14 protein-coding genes are annotated in these 14913 nt (G+C 34.6%); 2 read left to right on the top strand and 12 right to left on the bottom strand.

Features of this window, described 5'->3' with window-relative positions; genetic code table 11:
- Positions 1-32: 32 nt before the first annotated feature.
- Positions 33-1307 (bottom strand): uracil-xanthine permease family protein, encoded by a 1275-nt coding sequence (locus BUA82_RS00065; RefSeq protein WP_073003698.1) that lies wholly within the window; start codon positions 1305-1307, stop codon positions 33-35.
- A gap of 524 nt (positions 1308-1831) precedes the next feature.
- Here BUA82_RS00065 and BUA82_RS00060 point away from each other — a divergent pair.
- Positions 1832-3142: a dicarboxylate/amino acid:cation symporter gene (locus BUA82_RS00060; RefSeq protein ID WP_083599707.1), complete on the top strand. Its 1311-nt coding sequence runs from the start codon at positions 1832-1834 to the stop codon at positions 3140-3142.
- Between the two features lie 114 nt (positions 3143-3256).
- Here BUA82_RS00060 and BUA82_RS00055 read toward each other — a convergent pair whose 3' ends face one another.
- From BUA82_RS00055 to BUA82_RS00010, 11 genes are all read right to left on the bottom strand, one after another.
- The gene (locus BUA82_RS00055) at positions 3257-4912 is read right to left on the bottom strand and encodes a glutamine--tRNA ligase/YqeY domain fusion protein (protein ID WP_073003696.1); all 1656 of its coding nucleotides are present in this window, start codon (positions 4910-4912) and stop codon (positions 3257-3259) included.
- A gap of 94 nt (positions 4913-5006) precedes the next feature.
- A complete protein-coding gene (locus BUA82_RS00050; protein ID WP_073003695.1) occupies positions 5007-5387 on the bottom strand; it encodes a RidA family protein in 381 nt (126 codons plus the stop codon).
- A 134-nt stretch (positions 5388-5521) separates the two neighbouring features.
- Positions 5522-6643 carry a tRNA 2-thiouridine(34) synthase MnmA gene (gene mnmA, locus BUA82_RS00045; protein ID WP_073003694.1) on the bottom strand — a complete coding sequence of 374 codons (1122 nt, stop codon included), beginning with the start codon at positions 6641-6643 and terminating at the stop codon, positions 5522-5524.
- Between the two features lie 105 nt (positions 6644-6748).
- A complete protein-coding gene (locus BUA82_RS00040) occupies positions 6749-7615 on the bottom strand; it encodes a tRNA 2-thiocytidine biosynthesis TtcA family protein (protein ID WP_073005056.1) in 867 nt (288 codons plus the stop codon).
- 46 nt (positions 7616-7661) lie between these two features.
- Positions 7662-7931, bottom strand: a complete 270-nt coding sequence (locus tag BUA82_RS00035; protein ID WP_073003693.1) for a hypothetical protein — start codon at positions 7929-7931, stop codon at positions 7662-7664.
- A gap of 524 nt (positions 7932-8455) precedes the next feature.
- Positions 8456-8632, bottom strand: a complete 177-nt coding sequence (locus BUA82_RS21165; RefSeq protein ID WP_341430014.1) for a transposase domain-containing protein — start codon at positions 8630-8632, stop codon at positions 8456-8458.
- Positions 8633-8667: 35 nt separating this feature from the next.
- Positions 8668-10083, bottom strand: coding sequence for an IS66 family transposase (gene tnpC, locus BUA82_RS00030; protein ID WP_341429826.1), 1416 nt, complete (start codon positions 10081-10083; stop codon positions 8668-8670).
- 117 nt (positions 10084-10200) lie between these two features.
- Entirely contained in the window at positions 10201-10560 is a 360-nt protein-coding gene (gene tnpB / locus BUA82_RS00025; RefSeq protein ID WP_073003692.1) for an IS66 family insertion sequence element accessory protein TnpB, read from the bottom strand.
- A complete protein-coding gene (gene tnpA / locus BUA82_RS00020) occupies positions 10553-10909 on the bottom strand; it encodes an IS66 family insertion sequence element accessory protein TnpA (protein ID WP_073003691.1) in 357 nt (118 codons plus the stop codon). The genes tnpB and tnpA overlap by 8 nt, the downstream gene beginning before the upstream one ends.
- Positions 10910-11309: 400 nt before the next feature.
- A complete protein-coding gene (locus BUA82_RS00015; RefSeq protein ID WP_073003690.1) occupies positions 11310-11837 on the bottom strand; it encodes an SMI1/KNR4 family protein in 528 nt (175 codons plus the stop codon).
- Between the two features lie 14 nt (positions 11838-11851).
- Positions 11852-14521: an RHS repeat-associated core domain-containing protein gene (locus BUA82_RS00010; protein WP_479723158.1), complete on the bottom strand. Its 2670-nt coding sequence runs from the start codon at positions 14519-14521 to the stop codon at positions 11852-11854.
- A gap of 171 nt (positions 14522-14692) precedes the next feature.
- On the opposite strand from BUA82_RS00010, the gene BUA82_RS00005 reads away from it, so the two are divergent.
- A partial coding sequence (locus tag BUA82_RS00005; protein WP_242948903.1) for a helix-turn-helix domain-containing protein occupies positions 14693-14913 on the top strand: 221 nt, incomplete at its 3' end.

The following is a 14913-nucleotide window of genomic DNA, read 5'->3' as shown; positions in this document are numbered from 1 at the left end:
TTGTCTTTATATTTTAAGAGGTTTGGTTATATTTAGGCTGTTTTAGTTTTTTTGGATATTAAGCTTACGATTCCATTTAAGGTTATTCCCACTATAGCTGCAAAGCTCAGTCCATTTATTTTAACAGTTTCACTTAAAGGTATACCTACAGTAATTCCTGTAGCTTTTTCTATATATGGTCCACCTATGCCTATGATAAGTATAGTTGCCATTATAAATATATTAGTAGCATTAAACTTTACTTTATTATCTTTTATAGTTTTAACTCCTATAAGTGCTATCATACTAAAGAGCATCAAGCTTATTCCACCCATTACTGGAGTAGGGATAGTTCTAAGCACGCCTCCGAATTTTGCTATGAAGCCTAACATTATAGCGAATACTGCTGTTATTCTTAATATTGAAGGGTCATAGTTCTTAGTTAAGGCTAGTACCCCTGTATTTTCCCCATAAGTAGTGTTTGCTGGTCCACCTATTAATGATGCTACCGCTGTAGCTAAACCGTCACCTAACAATGTTCTATTAAGACCTGGATCTTCTATGAAGTTTTGTCCACAAACTTTTCCGTTGGTGGTGATGTCCCCTATATGTTCCATAAATACTGCTAGTACTGCTGGTACTATTATCATTATAGCTGCACCATCAAACTTTGGTAGTGAGAAGGCTGGTATAGCAAATACTGGTGCTTCCTTAATTACTGCTGTATCTATAAGTCCCATTTGGAAGGATATAAAGTATCCTACAGTTACTGCAATTAATATTGCTACTTGCTTTAAAAATCCCTTTGCTGTGAAGGTTATAGTTAAGGCAATCCCTAAAGTTATTGCTGCTATGATAAAGTTATTTGAGGACATATCTATAGCTACTGGTATTAAATTAAGTCCTATAACCATGATCATCGGTCCTACTACATGGTCTGGAAGAATTGCTTTTATTTTATCCATACCTATTTTCTTTATTAAAAAGGATACACCTACATACACAAGTCCTGCTACCGCCATACCCCCTTGAGCATAGGCTAGGTCTCCATTATAAGCTTGTTTTACTGCTAATATACCTGGAATAAATGCGAAGGATGAACCTAAGAATACTGGAACTTTTCCTTTAGTGCAAAGATGGAATATAAGTGTACCAATACCTGCAGTAAATAATGCTACAGAAGGGTTTAAACCGGTAACCATAGGAACTAATACCGTTGCTCCGAACATGGCTATAAGATGTTGAAGTGCTAATACATATCTTTTAACTTTTACTAAAATCAGATTTACCTGTTTTTCTTCAGTGTTTATTGCTACGTTTTGCTGCATAAAAAAACCTCCTCTAATTTAAGTTAATTACGAGGAGAAAGCTCTACTTTCTCCTTTATTAGCATCACTGTGCTAATTTAAAAGGTTTAAGTTAGTCCTAGATATTAAAAAAAGCTTCTGCCCTAAAGGCAAGAAGCTATACTATCTCCGTTTACGATAATATATAATTTCTTGCCAGTCTCACAGGACTGATTTAAAGACTAACTTTTTCTTTCTTAAACATATTAACATCCTCAGTAATATAATGCAATAGATTTAATGAAAATATTTTATTCATTACTAATGATATCAATTATTTATGGTATTTGAATTAATAATATAAATACTTTATAACATTAATATTAACAATAAAAATACTTACTAAAAGTTATTGACTGAAATTAAGTAATGAATTATAATTCATAGTAAAATAGTATGAATTAATGTGATAAAGTGGTGCAAGTGGTGAGCATACAAAGATTTACTAAATTAAAGCATTAAAAACATTGTTACAACTTTAAATGAGGATTGGAGGAATGCATATAATGTATATTGGATTGATATTATCAGCACTAGTAATTTTGCTTTTAATTTATTTAAAACAAAAAAAAGTTTCATTTAGTATAAGAGTTTTTTTAGGCATGACACTAGGTATACTTATAGGAATATACTTTAAACAAGATGCCCCTTTTATAGAACCCTTAGGTAAAGCATATATAAACCTTATAAAAATGCTTGTTATACCATTAGTGTTATCTTCAATAATCTCAAGTATAACCTCTTTAGAGAATACTAATCAGCTTAGAAAAATAGGGGTTAAGACCTTGTTCTGGCTAACCTTTACCACCTTATTAGCTTGTATAGTAGGCTTAGTTGTGGGTCTAATTATGGATCCTGGCGCAGGGGTAACCTTTGTTCCCGATGCTAGTTTTAAAGCAAGGGAAATACCATCCTTCACTAAAGTAATATTAGATATGATACCTGCTAATCCTGTAGCAGAAGCTGCGGAAGGAAAGGTTATACCTGTTATAATATTTGCTTTATTAATTGGAGTAGCTATTTCCATAGAAAGTGATAAGCATAAAGATATAGTAGATCCAGTTAAAAAATTCTTTAAAGGCTTCGCTCAAATTATGTTTAGAATAACAAAAATAATTTTAAAACTCACACCTTATGGAGTATTTGGATTAATGGTTTCTGTTACAGCTAAATATGGATTGTCAACACTTTTACCTCTTGGTAAATTAATACTAGCTATGTATGTAGCATGTTTAGTACAATTTTTAGTGGTTTACACCCCATTACTATCTTTTGTGGCCAAGGTTAACCCATTAAAATTCTACAAGAAAATTTACCCTGCCCAAGTAGTTGCTTTTTCCACTAGAAGTTCTTATGGCACATTACCAGTAACTATAAAGAGCCTTACAGATAGAGTAAGGATTTCTGACAAAATTGCAAACTTTGTAGCTCCTATGGGGGCTACTATGGGTTTAAATGCTTGTGGAGGTATCTATCCAGTAATGGTTGCACTATTTGCCTCCAGGATATTCGGGATACCGCTTCAGCCAATACAATATCTCCAACTTATACTTATAACCACTATAGCTTCCTTTGGTACTGCTGGTGTTCCTGGCACTGCTTCTATAATGGCTACAGTAGTTTTAGCCGCTATGGGACTTCCACTACAAATTATTGGTATGGTTCTAGGTGTAGATGTAATTATAGATATGGCTAGAACAGCCACCAACATATCTGGCGCCTCTGTTTCCGCTTTATTGGTGGCAAATTCAGAAAATGAATTTAATAGGGTTGCCTTTAATAATGAAGCTGATGATGATATGGAATTAAATATGTAGAAGTATCAGAATATATGAATTGAAGATATATAGATTAAAAAACAATATATCTTTTAAGATTTAAAGATAAAAAAGCATGTATTAGCCTTATCATCGCTAATACATGCTTTCATTTTACTTATTAATAACAAAGGAACTCTTTAATGATACAATTCTATTAAATACCGGTTTTTCTTTAGTGCTATACTTAGTATCTACATTAAAATAACCATGTCTTATAAACTGGAACTTATCCTGTGGCTTAACATCTTTCATGTCTGGTTCTATGAAGCCTTGTAATATTTCCATGGAGTTTGGATTTATGGAGTCAAGAAAGTCCTTATTCTCTTCTTCATCTTCTGAAAGTATAGATTCATATAATCTAAATTCAGCTGGCACTGCATGAGAAGCAGCAACCCAATGAAGAGTACCCTTTACTTTTCTTCCAGTAAATCCAGTGCCGCTCTTTGTCTCAGGATCATAAGTGCAGTGTATTTCTACGATTTTTCCATTTTCATCTTTAATGAAATCTTGACATTTAATGAAATAAGCATGACGAAGTCTTACTTCATTGCCTGGGAACAACCTAAAATATTTTTTAGGAGGATTTTCCATGAAGTCTTCCTCTTCTATATATATTTCTCTAGAAAATGGTATTTTCTTTGTTCCTGCTTCAGGGTTGTCAGGGTTAACTTCTGATTCTAACCACTCTACTTCCCCTTCTGGATAGTTTGTAATGATAACTTTTATAGGTCTCATTACAGCCATGCTTCTAGGTGCCTTTTTATTTAAGTCTTCTCTTATAAAATGCTCCAACATTTGAGAATCTACCAAACTATTAGCTTTAGCTACACCTATTTCTCTACAGAAGTTTCTTATGGCTTCTGGTGTGTAACCCCTTCTTCTCAAGCCTGCTATGGTAGGCATTCTTGGATCATCCCATCCATCCACTACCTTCTCATCCACAAGAAGCTTAAGCTTTCTCTTACTCATTACTGTATTAGTAATATTTAATCTGGCAAATTCAATCTGTTGTGGTTTAGATTCCATTTCACATTCTCTTACCACCCAATCATAAAGCGGTCTGTGATCTTCAAATTCTAAGGTACATATAGAATGGGTAACCCCTTCTATAGCATCTTCAAGAGGATGTGCAAAATCATACATTGGGTATATGCACCATTTATCTCCGGTATTGTGATGCTCTGCATGGGCTATTCTATATATAATAGGGTCTCTCATATTTATATTAGGAGAAGCCATATCTATTTTAGCTCTTAATACCTTTTCTCCATCCTTAAATTCCCCTTGTCTCATCCTATTAAATAAATCTAAATTTTCTTCTACAGATCTATTTCTATCAGGGCTTTCCTTACCGGGTTCAGTTAAGGTTCCTCTATAATTTCTCATTTCTTCAGCACTTAAATCGCATACGTAAGCTTTTCCTTTTTTAATTAAAAGTACTGCTCTGTTATACATTTCTTCAAAATAATCAGAAGCAAAGAATAGATTATCCCATTGGAAGCCAAGCCAATGCACGTCTTCCTTAATGGATTCTACATATTCTGTGTCTTCTTTTATAGGGTTTGTATCGTCAAATCTTAAATTTGTTTTACCTTTAAATTCATCTGCCAGTTCAAAGTTTAGAACTATGGATTTAGCATGACCTATATGTAAATAACCATTAGGTTCAGGTGGAAAACGTGTTAGGATTTCTTTATGCTTTCCAGATTCTAAATCTTCAACTACTATGTTTCTTATAAAATTTGATGAAGTGGGTTTATTTTCCATGATATCTCCTTCCCTTGAGCTCCATATTTTGCTTTATACTTACAATAATATATCACAAATTTACCGTATTTCCAATGCTTTAAAAGGCACTATACTAATCACAAAGAGCTATTACTTCAATTTCCACCACAGCACCTTTAGGAAGTTTTGCTACTTGAACACAGCTTCTTGCAGGAGGGTTTTCATTAAAATACTTGCCATAAACTTCGTTCATAGCTGCAAAGTCATCCATATTCTCTAAAAACACCAAGGTCTTAATCACACTATCTAGTGATGATCCAGCTTCTTCTAATATGGCTTTTACATTTTCTATGCATTTAGCTGTAGCTTTACCTATTTCTGTTTCCATAATTCCTGTAGCTGCATCTATAGGCAGCTGTCCTGAAGTGTAAACCATGTTTCCTATTTTTATCCCTTGAGAGTAAGGTCCTATAGCTTTTGGAGCTAATTCAGTTGATATTATCTGCTTTTTCATAATAATAACCTCCTAATTATCACTAATTATTTTAAAATATTATTTATTTTATTTTTCATTTCATACGATAATTGTATCATATTTTTAAAACTTACTGTAAAGGTTATTATGACAAAAAAGCCAGTCCGGTTGGACTAGCTTTCTATAGATTTCATTAATTTATTTTTGTTTTTATAATATTCTTCTATAATACCTCCGCCTAAGCATTCTTCTCCTAAATAGAAAACTACTGCTTGACCTGGGGTTATAGCTTTTTGAGGTTCTATAAATTCTACTATGGCTGAATTGTTTTCTTTAATATATACCTTAACCTTTTGATCTGGCTGCCTATATCTAAATTTAGCAGTACATTCAAAGATTTTAGATCTTTCCTTCTCACTTATCCAATTGATGTCTTCTGCTTTAAGTCCAAAGGAATAAAGAGCAGGATTTGTTTCTCCTTGTACCACATATAAAATATTCTTCTTTAAGTCCTTATCCACTACAAACCAAGGCTCTCCTTGGCCTCCTATACCTAAGCCTTTTCTTTGCCCTAAGGTATAGTGCATAAGACCTACATGCTCTCCTTTTACTTCTCCTTCTAAGGTCATTATAGGACCTGATTTAGCAGGGAGATAATTGTTTAAAAACTGCCTGAAGTTCCTTTCTCCAATAAAGCAAACCCCGGTACTATCTTTTTTCTTAGCTGTGGCTAACCCTGCTTCTAAAGCCAGCTCTCTCACCTGTGGCTTTGTTAAATGCCCGATAGGGAACATACTCTTAGATAGCTGGTGCTGAGTAAGTTCACAAAGGAAATAGGTTTGATCCTTGTTATTGTCAACTCCTCTTAATAGCTTATACTCTCCGTCAATATAATCCACCTGAGCATAATGCCCCATGGCAATATAGTCAGCTCCTATCTTCATGGCAAATTCTAAGAAAGCCTTAAACTTTATTTCTTTATTGCACATTACATCGGGATTAGGAGTTCTTCCTCTCCTATATTCTGAAAGAAAGTATTCAAAAACCCTATCCCAGTATTCTTTTACAAAATTTATGGTATAGTATGGAATATCTAGTTCGTCACAAACTCTTCTCACATCATCATAATCATCTACTGCAGTGCATATTCCATCGTCATCTTTTTCATCCCAGTTTTTCATGAATACTCCGATTACTTCATAGCCTTGTTTTTTTAGCATCAAAGCTGCCACAGAGGAATCTACTCCTCCAGACATTCCTAGAACTACCTTAGTATCCTTTGGTTCCTTTTTCATTTTTTATATCACCCTTTATGTGTTTAACTAATTAAAAATTATCCACAATTATTTTATATTAATAGATATCTATTAACAAGTTATCCCTTTACTATGAGTATAGTTTTACTCTTCATCATAATAGTCTAAATAAGAATGCTGCTCTCCGCCTTTTATCCATCCTAATATGGCTTCCATATTAACATTTTCTGCAGACTTGAATATGGATTTTTCAATGTCTGGGAAGCTCTTTTTAAGCTGTTTAATCATAGCTTTTATTTCATATCGCTTATTACCAATCTTCTTTGCAGCTACCATACAAGCACAATTTAAAGGCCAAATACCGCTGTTTTGAGTAAATCTTTGTATATAGTCTTCCTCTATAAAGTACATGGGTCTAATAAGCTCCATGCCTTCAAAGTTAGCTGCCTTAAGTTTTGGAAGCATGGTTTTAAAGTTTCCTGCATACAGCACATTTAATAAGGTAGTTTCAATAACATCGTTAAAGTGATGGCCTAAAGCTAATTTATTACATCCTAACTCCTTAGCTTTGGCATAAAGAGAACCTCTTCTCATCCTTGCACACATATAGCATGGATAATCCTTTGCTATTTTATCCACCACATTAAATATTCCTGAGTCATATATTTGAACAGGGATATTTAAATACTCACAATTATCTACAAGCAGTTTTTTAATATCTGGATGATATCCAGGATCCATAGCTATATACTCTACTTCAAAGTTAACCTGTCCATGCTTTTTTAATTCTTGAAAAAGTTTTGCAAGGAGTAAGCTGTCCTTGCCTCCAGAAATAGCTACAGCTACCTTATCCCCTTCTTCTACCAAATTATATTGTTTAATGGCCTTCACAAATTTAGACCATATATGTTTCTTATATCTTTTAACAATACTGCGTTCTATTTCTTCTAAAGGTATTCTTTCATTAAAAGGCACCAGAATATCGCAGCCATTGCCAGCTATACTATCCAAAATAATCACCTCATATTTTTCATTTAAGTTTTTAAAATTTAACTTACTATTTCTTTTTGTCACGCAACTCTTCAATGACAAATTTATCAAAATCTATATCTTCAATAAAGTTATTTTCATTAAAAACAGTCTTACCAGATCTATTATATTCATTTAAATTCTTATTCAGCCAATAAGGCTTAGAAATATCGAATTTATCACATAACTCAGCTATAGCATTCTTCAGCGCCAACTGATAATTATCTTCAACCTCCAGAGGCACGGTCTCATTCTTAACTATTTTATTATTCTTCATTATCTTTCCCCATAATCTCATAAAGCCGCCTCCTTTTTATTCTAAAATACTATATTATCTATAACTACACAATTATAAATTAAAAATTGATTAAATTCAATGGGAGGGAGTAATTGATAATTTAGAATATTAATATACATTAATATTATTTTTACAAATATTTATTTTTAAATAGACAGGTCATTACTAATAGTAAAACTCCTATATATATCAATTGATATATAGTAAAATTATTTATTATATATGCCCTTAGAATTTTTAATGTTATAGCTTGATCCCTTTCAACTATAGATTTAATCTGAATATCTTTTAATGGGGAAAAACTTACTAAAATACGCCTTAAAATAAAAAACATTACTCACTTTTTTATTTCTTACAAGTGTAAAAGACAGAATTATAATGCTTTTATCAGATAAATTCAACAAACTTTGGAAAGAACTCAATTTTGCTTGACAATATACACATATTTATAATTTTTGTATTGACTGTTGGTAAACGGTAAACCACTTGTCTTCCATAGCAAATAAGCCACCCTTCGGTGGCTTTTATGACTTTTTAGCCTTTAAGCAATCCGCTGGAAGATCCGCTGACCATGGGAGCAAGGAATCCAGAAAGCCTAGATTTTTATCATCCTGATGCTTAGGGATTTCTTCAAGGATATGCTTAAAATAATTATAGGGCTTTAAGTTGTTCGCTTTAGCACTTTCGGCAAGACTGTAGATTATCGCACTGGCTTCTGCCCCCTGTAAAGTATCTATTATGTGCCATGCCAGTTATGTTTTCCCACGCAAAAGCTACGAATTGAAATTTCCGCTGCGTTGTTATCTAAGGGGATAATTGGGTCATCCAAGAAAGCTCTCAGATATTTTTCCTGGTTTACACAGTAAGCAAGACCCTTTCCGGTCTCCGATTGAGGTGGCACTGTATCCCTGTTAGATTTTACCCATGCAAAGAAGGCTTCTACCAGTGGTTTCACCAGGAGCTGCCGCTTTTCTAAACGCTCTTCCGGATTGAGTTCTTCCAGAAAGTTGTCAGTTCGATATATCAGGGCTATATGGTTCACCGCAGTTTCTGCCAGGCTTCCTTTAGAACCACTCTTTCCAAGGGACTTGCATACATTGGCAAAACGACGTCGGGCATGAGCCCAGCATCCGGCAACCTTAAGCTCATCTGGACGCTCCTCCTCAAGCTTGTGGTACACCTGATAGCCATCGCAAACAACTACTCCATGGTAGTTCTTGAGGAATTCTCTTGGGTGATCAGATTTACGCGTTTTCTGGTATTCATAGAGTACAGCCGGCGGAGTTCCTCCTGCCTGTCCTGTTCGGTATACCCACATATAGCTTTTAGAGCCTGCTGGCCGCCCATCCTTGATAACATTTACCGGAGTCTCGTCTGAATGCAGAATCTTGCTATCATACAGTTTCTGATGCATCCTGTCATACAACAGCGAAAGGTAGCGTTCGCTCCCTCGGATAACCCAGTTAGCCATCACCTGTCTGGATACGTTAACCTCATACCTGGCGAATTCCTGTTCAAGGCGATAAAGAGGAACGGCATTAATGTATTTGCTATTTATAATAGCAGCTAACAGTGAGGGAGTGACGATGCTGTTCTTCAGAATTTCTGAAGGACGGTCTGCACGCACGATGGTTTGCTCCTTGTTTCCGCAGTATACGGCTACGTGGTGCTCTACGACTTCGAAGGTAGCTGGATGGAACTCCAACTTACGATAGACCTCATCAGGGAGTCTTCTGTAGCTTCCGCAAAAAAGCTCTTGAAGCTTCTCTTCAGAAAGCAGATGTTCTTCTATTCGCACGGGAAAAGAAGACAGGTCCTCCTGTCTTTTTCCCTTCGGTTTCACTCTGCGCTTATGCTCTGGAATTACTTGCTCAATGGCTGGTTCCTGGATGGTCTGCTGCTCAATAGTAACCTCGGCTTCATTGAAGCACATAGTCAGCTGTTCAGCATTCTCAATCTTTTCCGTGGAACGTCCAAACTTGTTTTGGTTAGACAAACGTATCTGCTCAAGAAGTAGATCAAGCTTTTTGTTCAGGTCCTCCATCTGCTTTTCCTGTTTCTTCAGTGCTTCCTGTTGAGCCAAATACATAGTTATCAGCGCATTCTTCGAATATTCGGTTAGCTGTTTTTTGTCATAAATTTCATTATTCATAAAACAAACATAGCACAGCCTAAATAGGCTGTAAAGGGCTTATTAGCAAGCTTTTGAAAATTGTGGATAAGCAAGATGCATACAGCGCTTAAACGGAAGGTTATCCACAGAAAAAACTCAAACTGCACGCTTTGGAATCACTTTTTTCACTGCTTTCTTCTGCTCTATTGAGAGTCCTTCCATCAGCCACACGAACTGCTGGTGTGTCATGGACTTTACCTCAGATTCCTTTCTCGGCCATTGAAACTTTCCGGCCTCCAGACGCTTGTACAAGAGAAGAAATCCGTCACCCTCCCATAGTAATCCCTTTAATCTATCCGTTCTCCTTCCGCAGAAAAGGAAAAGTGTGCTCGGGTTAAAGGGATCAAGCTTAAAGGAGTTCTGCACGATGGCAGCAAGGCCATCTATGCCCCGCCTTAGATCGGTATATCCACACGCAATGTAGATATGGGAAAAACCCGAAGCGTCATTAAGCATTCTTAAGAACCTCAATAACTGATTTAAGCAGATTCAAATCTGTTCCCTTGCTCACAGTAACAACTGTGCCGCCAACAAGTATTGTCAGCTCTCCACGAAAACTATCTACTGCGGTGGTGCCTGTGATAACGGAAGGTATTTCAGCGAATTTTTGAGAAGAAAGTTCTGTTTCTGTTAAGGCCTGGCATGCTGCCTGGCGTACCTTTCGCTGCCAATAATAGAAATGGTCCTTTTTAATATTGTTCTGCTGGCACCAGTCTTTGATCATCAAACCACTAGCTCTGCATTCCTGTATGATTGCATCCCATTGCTGAAGTTTATATTGAGTAGCCATTAATCGAGTTTTCATAAGGCCTCCTTCAAAGTTGTGTTAAGTAAAATTTAACTGTAATAACTTGAATAACTTTAATAACTTGAATCAACTTTTTACAGTTACTACACTTTGAAGAAATTATCTCACACTTGAGTTAAAATTTTAATGTACAAGATATTTACCGTTTACTGTTTTATGATGTGTTATCGTCGCTTTTTAATATAGTTCTTTTAATGATGTATTTACAGCATATATTAACTGCTAAAAAAATAATGAACCAGCTTACTTAAATTCAGCTGGTTCATTTCACCTTTTCACTGCATTATTACTATTATGCAGTCAATTTTATTACACACTTTACCAAGTTATATATACTTACACATATTATCTTTTTATGCATCTATTCTATCATTAATTTTGTAGTAAGTGCTTAATTCTATTCTGTATCAATACCATCATAAGCATCACCATATGATATATAATCGTCTTTTAAGAAGTACCAATATTCACCTCTATTTTCTACTAGTTGCATTAATAGCTCAGTAAAAGATTTTGCAATTATTGTTGTACTTCCAACCTCTGGATAACTGTCCCAGAATGCTTTATAACATTGACCTAGACGTTCTTTATTTAAGTCTATAACTATATAATCTGAGTTATATAAATCAGCTATTATAAACCAATCCTTTGATATTTCATTATCATAAGTTCCTTTTTCTATCTCTGCATTAATAATTTCTTCTCCTATTATTACAGGGTTAGCGCTAATAAACTCTTCTGGTGTTACAATCTTAACTGCATACGGAGCACCTTCGAATAAACTAATACCCCCACATATTTTATAGAACTCAACTAAATCATCTGGTGCTTCTAAACCATTTGGTAGACTAATCATGCCTGATGGTTGGTAAACAGTGCAGTTCTGTAGAGAACTTACTTTCTTTATTATCTCTTTAATATCCATTGAACACATCTCCTTTACTTTTCTAATCCATATATATATTTATTAAATTCTCTATAATATTCAGCTCTAGCATCTTGCGGTACTTTAGCAGCATCAAACATTCTTTCTGAAAGCCCCTGAATTTCTCTTGGTGAAACATTTTCCCAATCTACTTTTCCTTTAAATCCATAGTTTTCATACTTCCACTTTCCGAATACAGACCTTGTTGCATTATGCTGTTCCTTTGTTAATGCTATCGCTGTTGAATCTGCTGGTCTAGGCTTATACCCTGGAATATTCTTCTGTGCCCACATATCCATTACACCATGGTGATTTTCTAATCCTGGGGTTTTATCACCATATTTTACAATATCGAATGGTTCAGCTTTAGTAACCCCTTTAATACTAGAAGAAATATTATTATCTATATTCTTAACAGTACTCTGAAGGGTTTCACTACTATATACTTTATTAAAGTTCTTCATTACGCTTTCATCAACATAATCGAAGGTTGCTTCTATACCTGAACGTCCCCCTCCGCCTGCACTTGAGAAAGCTAGCTTATTTTGAGTAGGAAGATTTATTTTTTCAAATACATTTTGTACTGATTCACCTATTTTCTTATTTAAACTTAATATAGTATCAGATTTAGATGATAGCCCATCTAATACTAATCCTTTTGTTTTGGTTACCACCTTTGATTGAGCGATAGCTTTTTTCACGGGACTTAAAGCCTTGCCTGCATAATGTCCTCCAATAAAAGTTATACCATTAAAAGCTGCATCAGTAGCAGATTTTTTTAATGATACTTTACCTTTTGAAATGTATTGCCTTGCTGCACTTCCAACAAATCCAGAAGCTACTTCTGCTGTGATCATAGTAAACAGTGAGGCTCCGCCTGTAGCTGCTCCTATACTTCCTGTTATAGCACCTTCTACTGCTGCTCCTGCATATTCTCTCCAACCTGAATTAAATTTATGATCATCCTTATAATCTAAATAAGCTGTTATCCCAACATTTATTGCTGCTCCAATAGCCGCTCCTATTGCTATATGAATCCAATGACCATCAGGATCATCATAGGTTATAGGGTTATTATGAGTATAAGTATAGAGATTTAAGCTTAATGGGTCATTCAGCTCTCCCCTATAAGTATCTTCCTGAAGGAATCTAGCAATAACCGGATCGTACATTCTTGACATAAGATAATAGTTCCCGGTTTCTTCATCATACTGATAACTTGCATATCTTATAGGATTATCTACATTTCCATTAGTTTCAGTAGGAACACCAAAGGCATCATAGTAGTAGGTTGCTAAAATTTTCGAATCGCTACCAGTTAAGTTTGTTACATCTCCATGTCCATTGAATAGATAATAGTATTTATCACTAGAGCTTTCTACTTTTCTCGATATTATATTTGTTCCATATATATTTCTAGCTTTTTGACTACCATTTTCATCTACTTCAAGGATTATTTTATCACCTTCGTAAAGATACCTTCTATTTTCTCCATTAACACTTTTGGATACTCTTATATTTTCACCATTATACTCATAAGTGTTGGTTTTCCCATCAGCAGTTGACTTTATTAATCTATTTAAAGAATCATATTCATTAAGTACTGAGTCTTTACTTAGTCCCTTTAGTCTTTCTCCTATTACTGGAGCAAAAAGAGCATTATTCTTTGTATCTTCTGAATTAAGTATAGTTTTACGCTTATTAATTAGGTTACCATTATTGTCATAAGTATATATTATTCCTTCGTCGACTAATATAGGTTCTATTGGTGTTAGGTTAGCATTCTTGTAATAAGCATATGCTACTGTACCACTAGTAGTATCTTTAACAGTAGTGGTAGTACGGATAAGCCTATTTTGCTCATTATAAGCATAAGTAATAGTTGATACTATGTTTCCATTTTGTATAGTTTGACTTTCCCTATTACCTGCTTTATCATAAACATAATTAGTCGTCTGCAATGCTGGTTCAAGAACAGTAACTAAACGATTTAACTTATCGTAAGTATAGAATGTTGTACCTTTTGTATCTTTCTTTCTTGTCTGATTATTTGCTGCATCATATATATAGCTAAATGATTCTATAACACTTCCATCAGCTTTTTTGTTTATTAGAGATTTTAGTGTATTATCTGAATAATATGTGTAATCTTCTCTGGTTCCTGTCTCATAAACTAAACTTTTTGTGCTTCCATTATTATAATAATCATAGGTTGCTGAAATAGTAGCATTAGTGTCACCGTCTATTACATACTTAATCCTTCCAGCCTTATCAAATACCTTAGTAGTTATATTTCCTTTAGGATCAATAGATTTTTCAGCATAGGAAGCCTGTGGCATATCACTTCTAGTAATTATTATATCGTATTTAAATTTTGTTTCTCCTACCTTAGGTATAGTTTTTTTCACAACTCTATTTAATTCGTCATAACTTCTAGTGGTTGTTCCAGTATCATCACTTATTGATAACTGATTTCCATTTTTATCATAAGTATATGCTATAGAGATATTCCCTACAACTTCAGAAATTGGCTTACCAAGAGCATTATACTTATAATGTATAGTATTCCCATTTCTATCAGTCTTGCTTTTTCTACTACCATCTGAATAATAAGTGTAGCTTTCTACTTTTTCCGGTTTATAGGTAAAGCTTCCCTCATTTCCGGTCCTACCACCGTGATCAATACGTCTTATAACATTATTTGCTACGTTATACTCATATGATGTTGTATTTCCTTTTCCATCTGTTGATTTACAATGAAAATTGACCCCCTTTTTACAACGAAAATTGACCCCCTCACTTTAAAATTATAACCTTGTATGGTAACAAAACACATCATACAAGGGAGGCATAAAGTGAAGGTGAAGGATTTGAGAGATTGGTATACAGTAAAGAACATGCATAATAAGGGGGTCCCGATAAAACAAATAGCCAGGGAACTGGGAATAGCCAGAAATACAGTTAAGAAATTGATTAAGCAGGAGGAGGAACCGAGGTATTCAAGAAAAGTAACTTATACAAAGATTGATGCTTATAAAGATAAAATAAGAGTTTGGTATTTGGAAAGAGATTATGA

The organism is Clostridium amylolyticum, from assembly GCF_900142075.1.
Taxonomy (GTDB): domain Bacteria; phylum Bacillota; class Clostridia; order Clostridiales; family Clostridiaceae; genus Clostridium_AA; species Clostridium_AA amylolyticum.
This window is presented reverse-complemented; position numbering and strand designations above follow the sequence as displayed.

Bases quoted from the DNA above. Each gene is read 5' to 3' on its own strand.
- mnmA (WP_073003694.1), bottom strand. From the start codon at position 6,643: ATGAAAAAGGAACCAAAGGATACTAAGGTAGTTCTAGGAATGTCTGGA.
- BUA82_RS00065 (WP_073003698.1), bottom strand. From the start codon at position 1,307: ATGCAGCAAAACGTAGCAATAAACACTGAAGAAAAACAGGTAAATCTG.
- tnpA (WP_073003691.1), bottom strand. From the start codon at position 10,909: ATGAAAACTCGATTAATGGCTACTCAATATAAACTTCAGCAATGGGAT.
- BUA82_RS00060 (WP_083599707.1), top strand. From the start codon at position 1,832: ATGTATATTGGATTGATATTATCAGCACTAGTAATTTTGCTTTTAATT.
- BUA82_RS00035 (WP_073003693.1), bottom strand. From the start codon at position 7,931: ATGAGATTATGGGGAAAGATAATGAAGAATAATAAAATAGTTAAGAAT.
- BUA82_RS00050 (WP_073003695.1), bottom strand. From the start codon at position 5,387: ATGAAAAAGCAGATAATATCAACTGAATTAGCTCCAAAAGCTATAGGA.
- tnpB (WP_073003692.1), bottom strand. From the start codon at position 10,560: ATGCTTAATGACGCTTCGGGTTTTTCCCATATCTACATTGCGTGTGGA.
- BUA82_RS00055 (WP_073003696.1), bottom strand. From the start codon at position 4,912: ATGGAAAATAAACCCACTTCATCAAATTTTATAAGAAACATAGTAGTT.
- tnpC (WP_341429826.1), bottom strand. From the start codon at position 10,083: ATGAATAATGAAATTTATGACAAAAAACAGCTAACCGAATATTCGAAG.
- BUA82_RS00015 (WP_073003690.1), bottom strand. From the start codon at position 11,837: ATGGATATTAAAGAGATAATAAAGAAAGTAAGTTCTCTACAGAACTGC.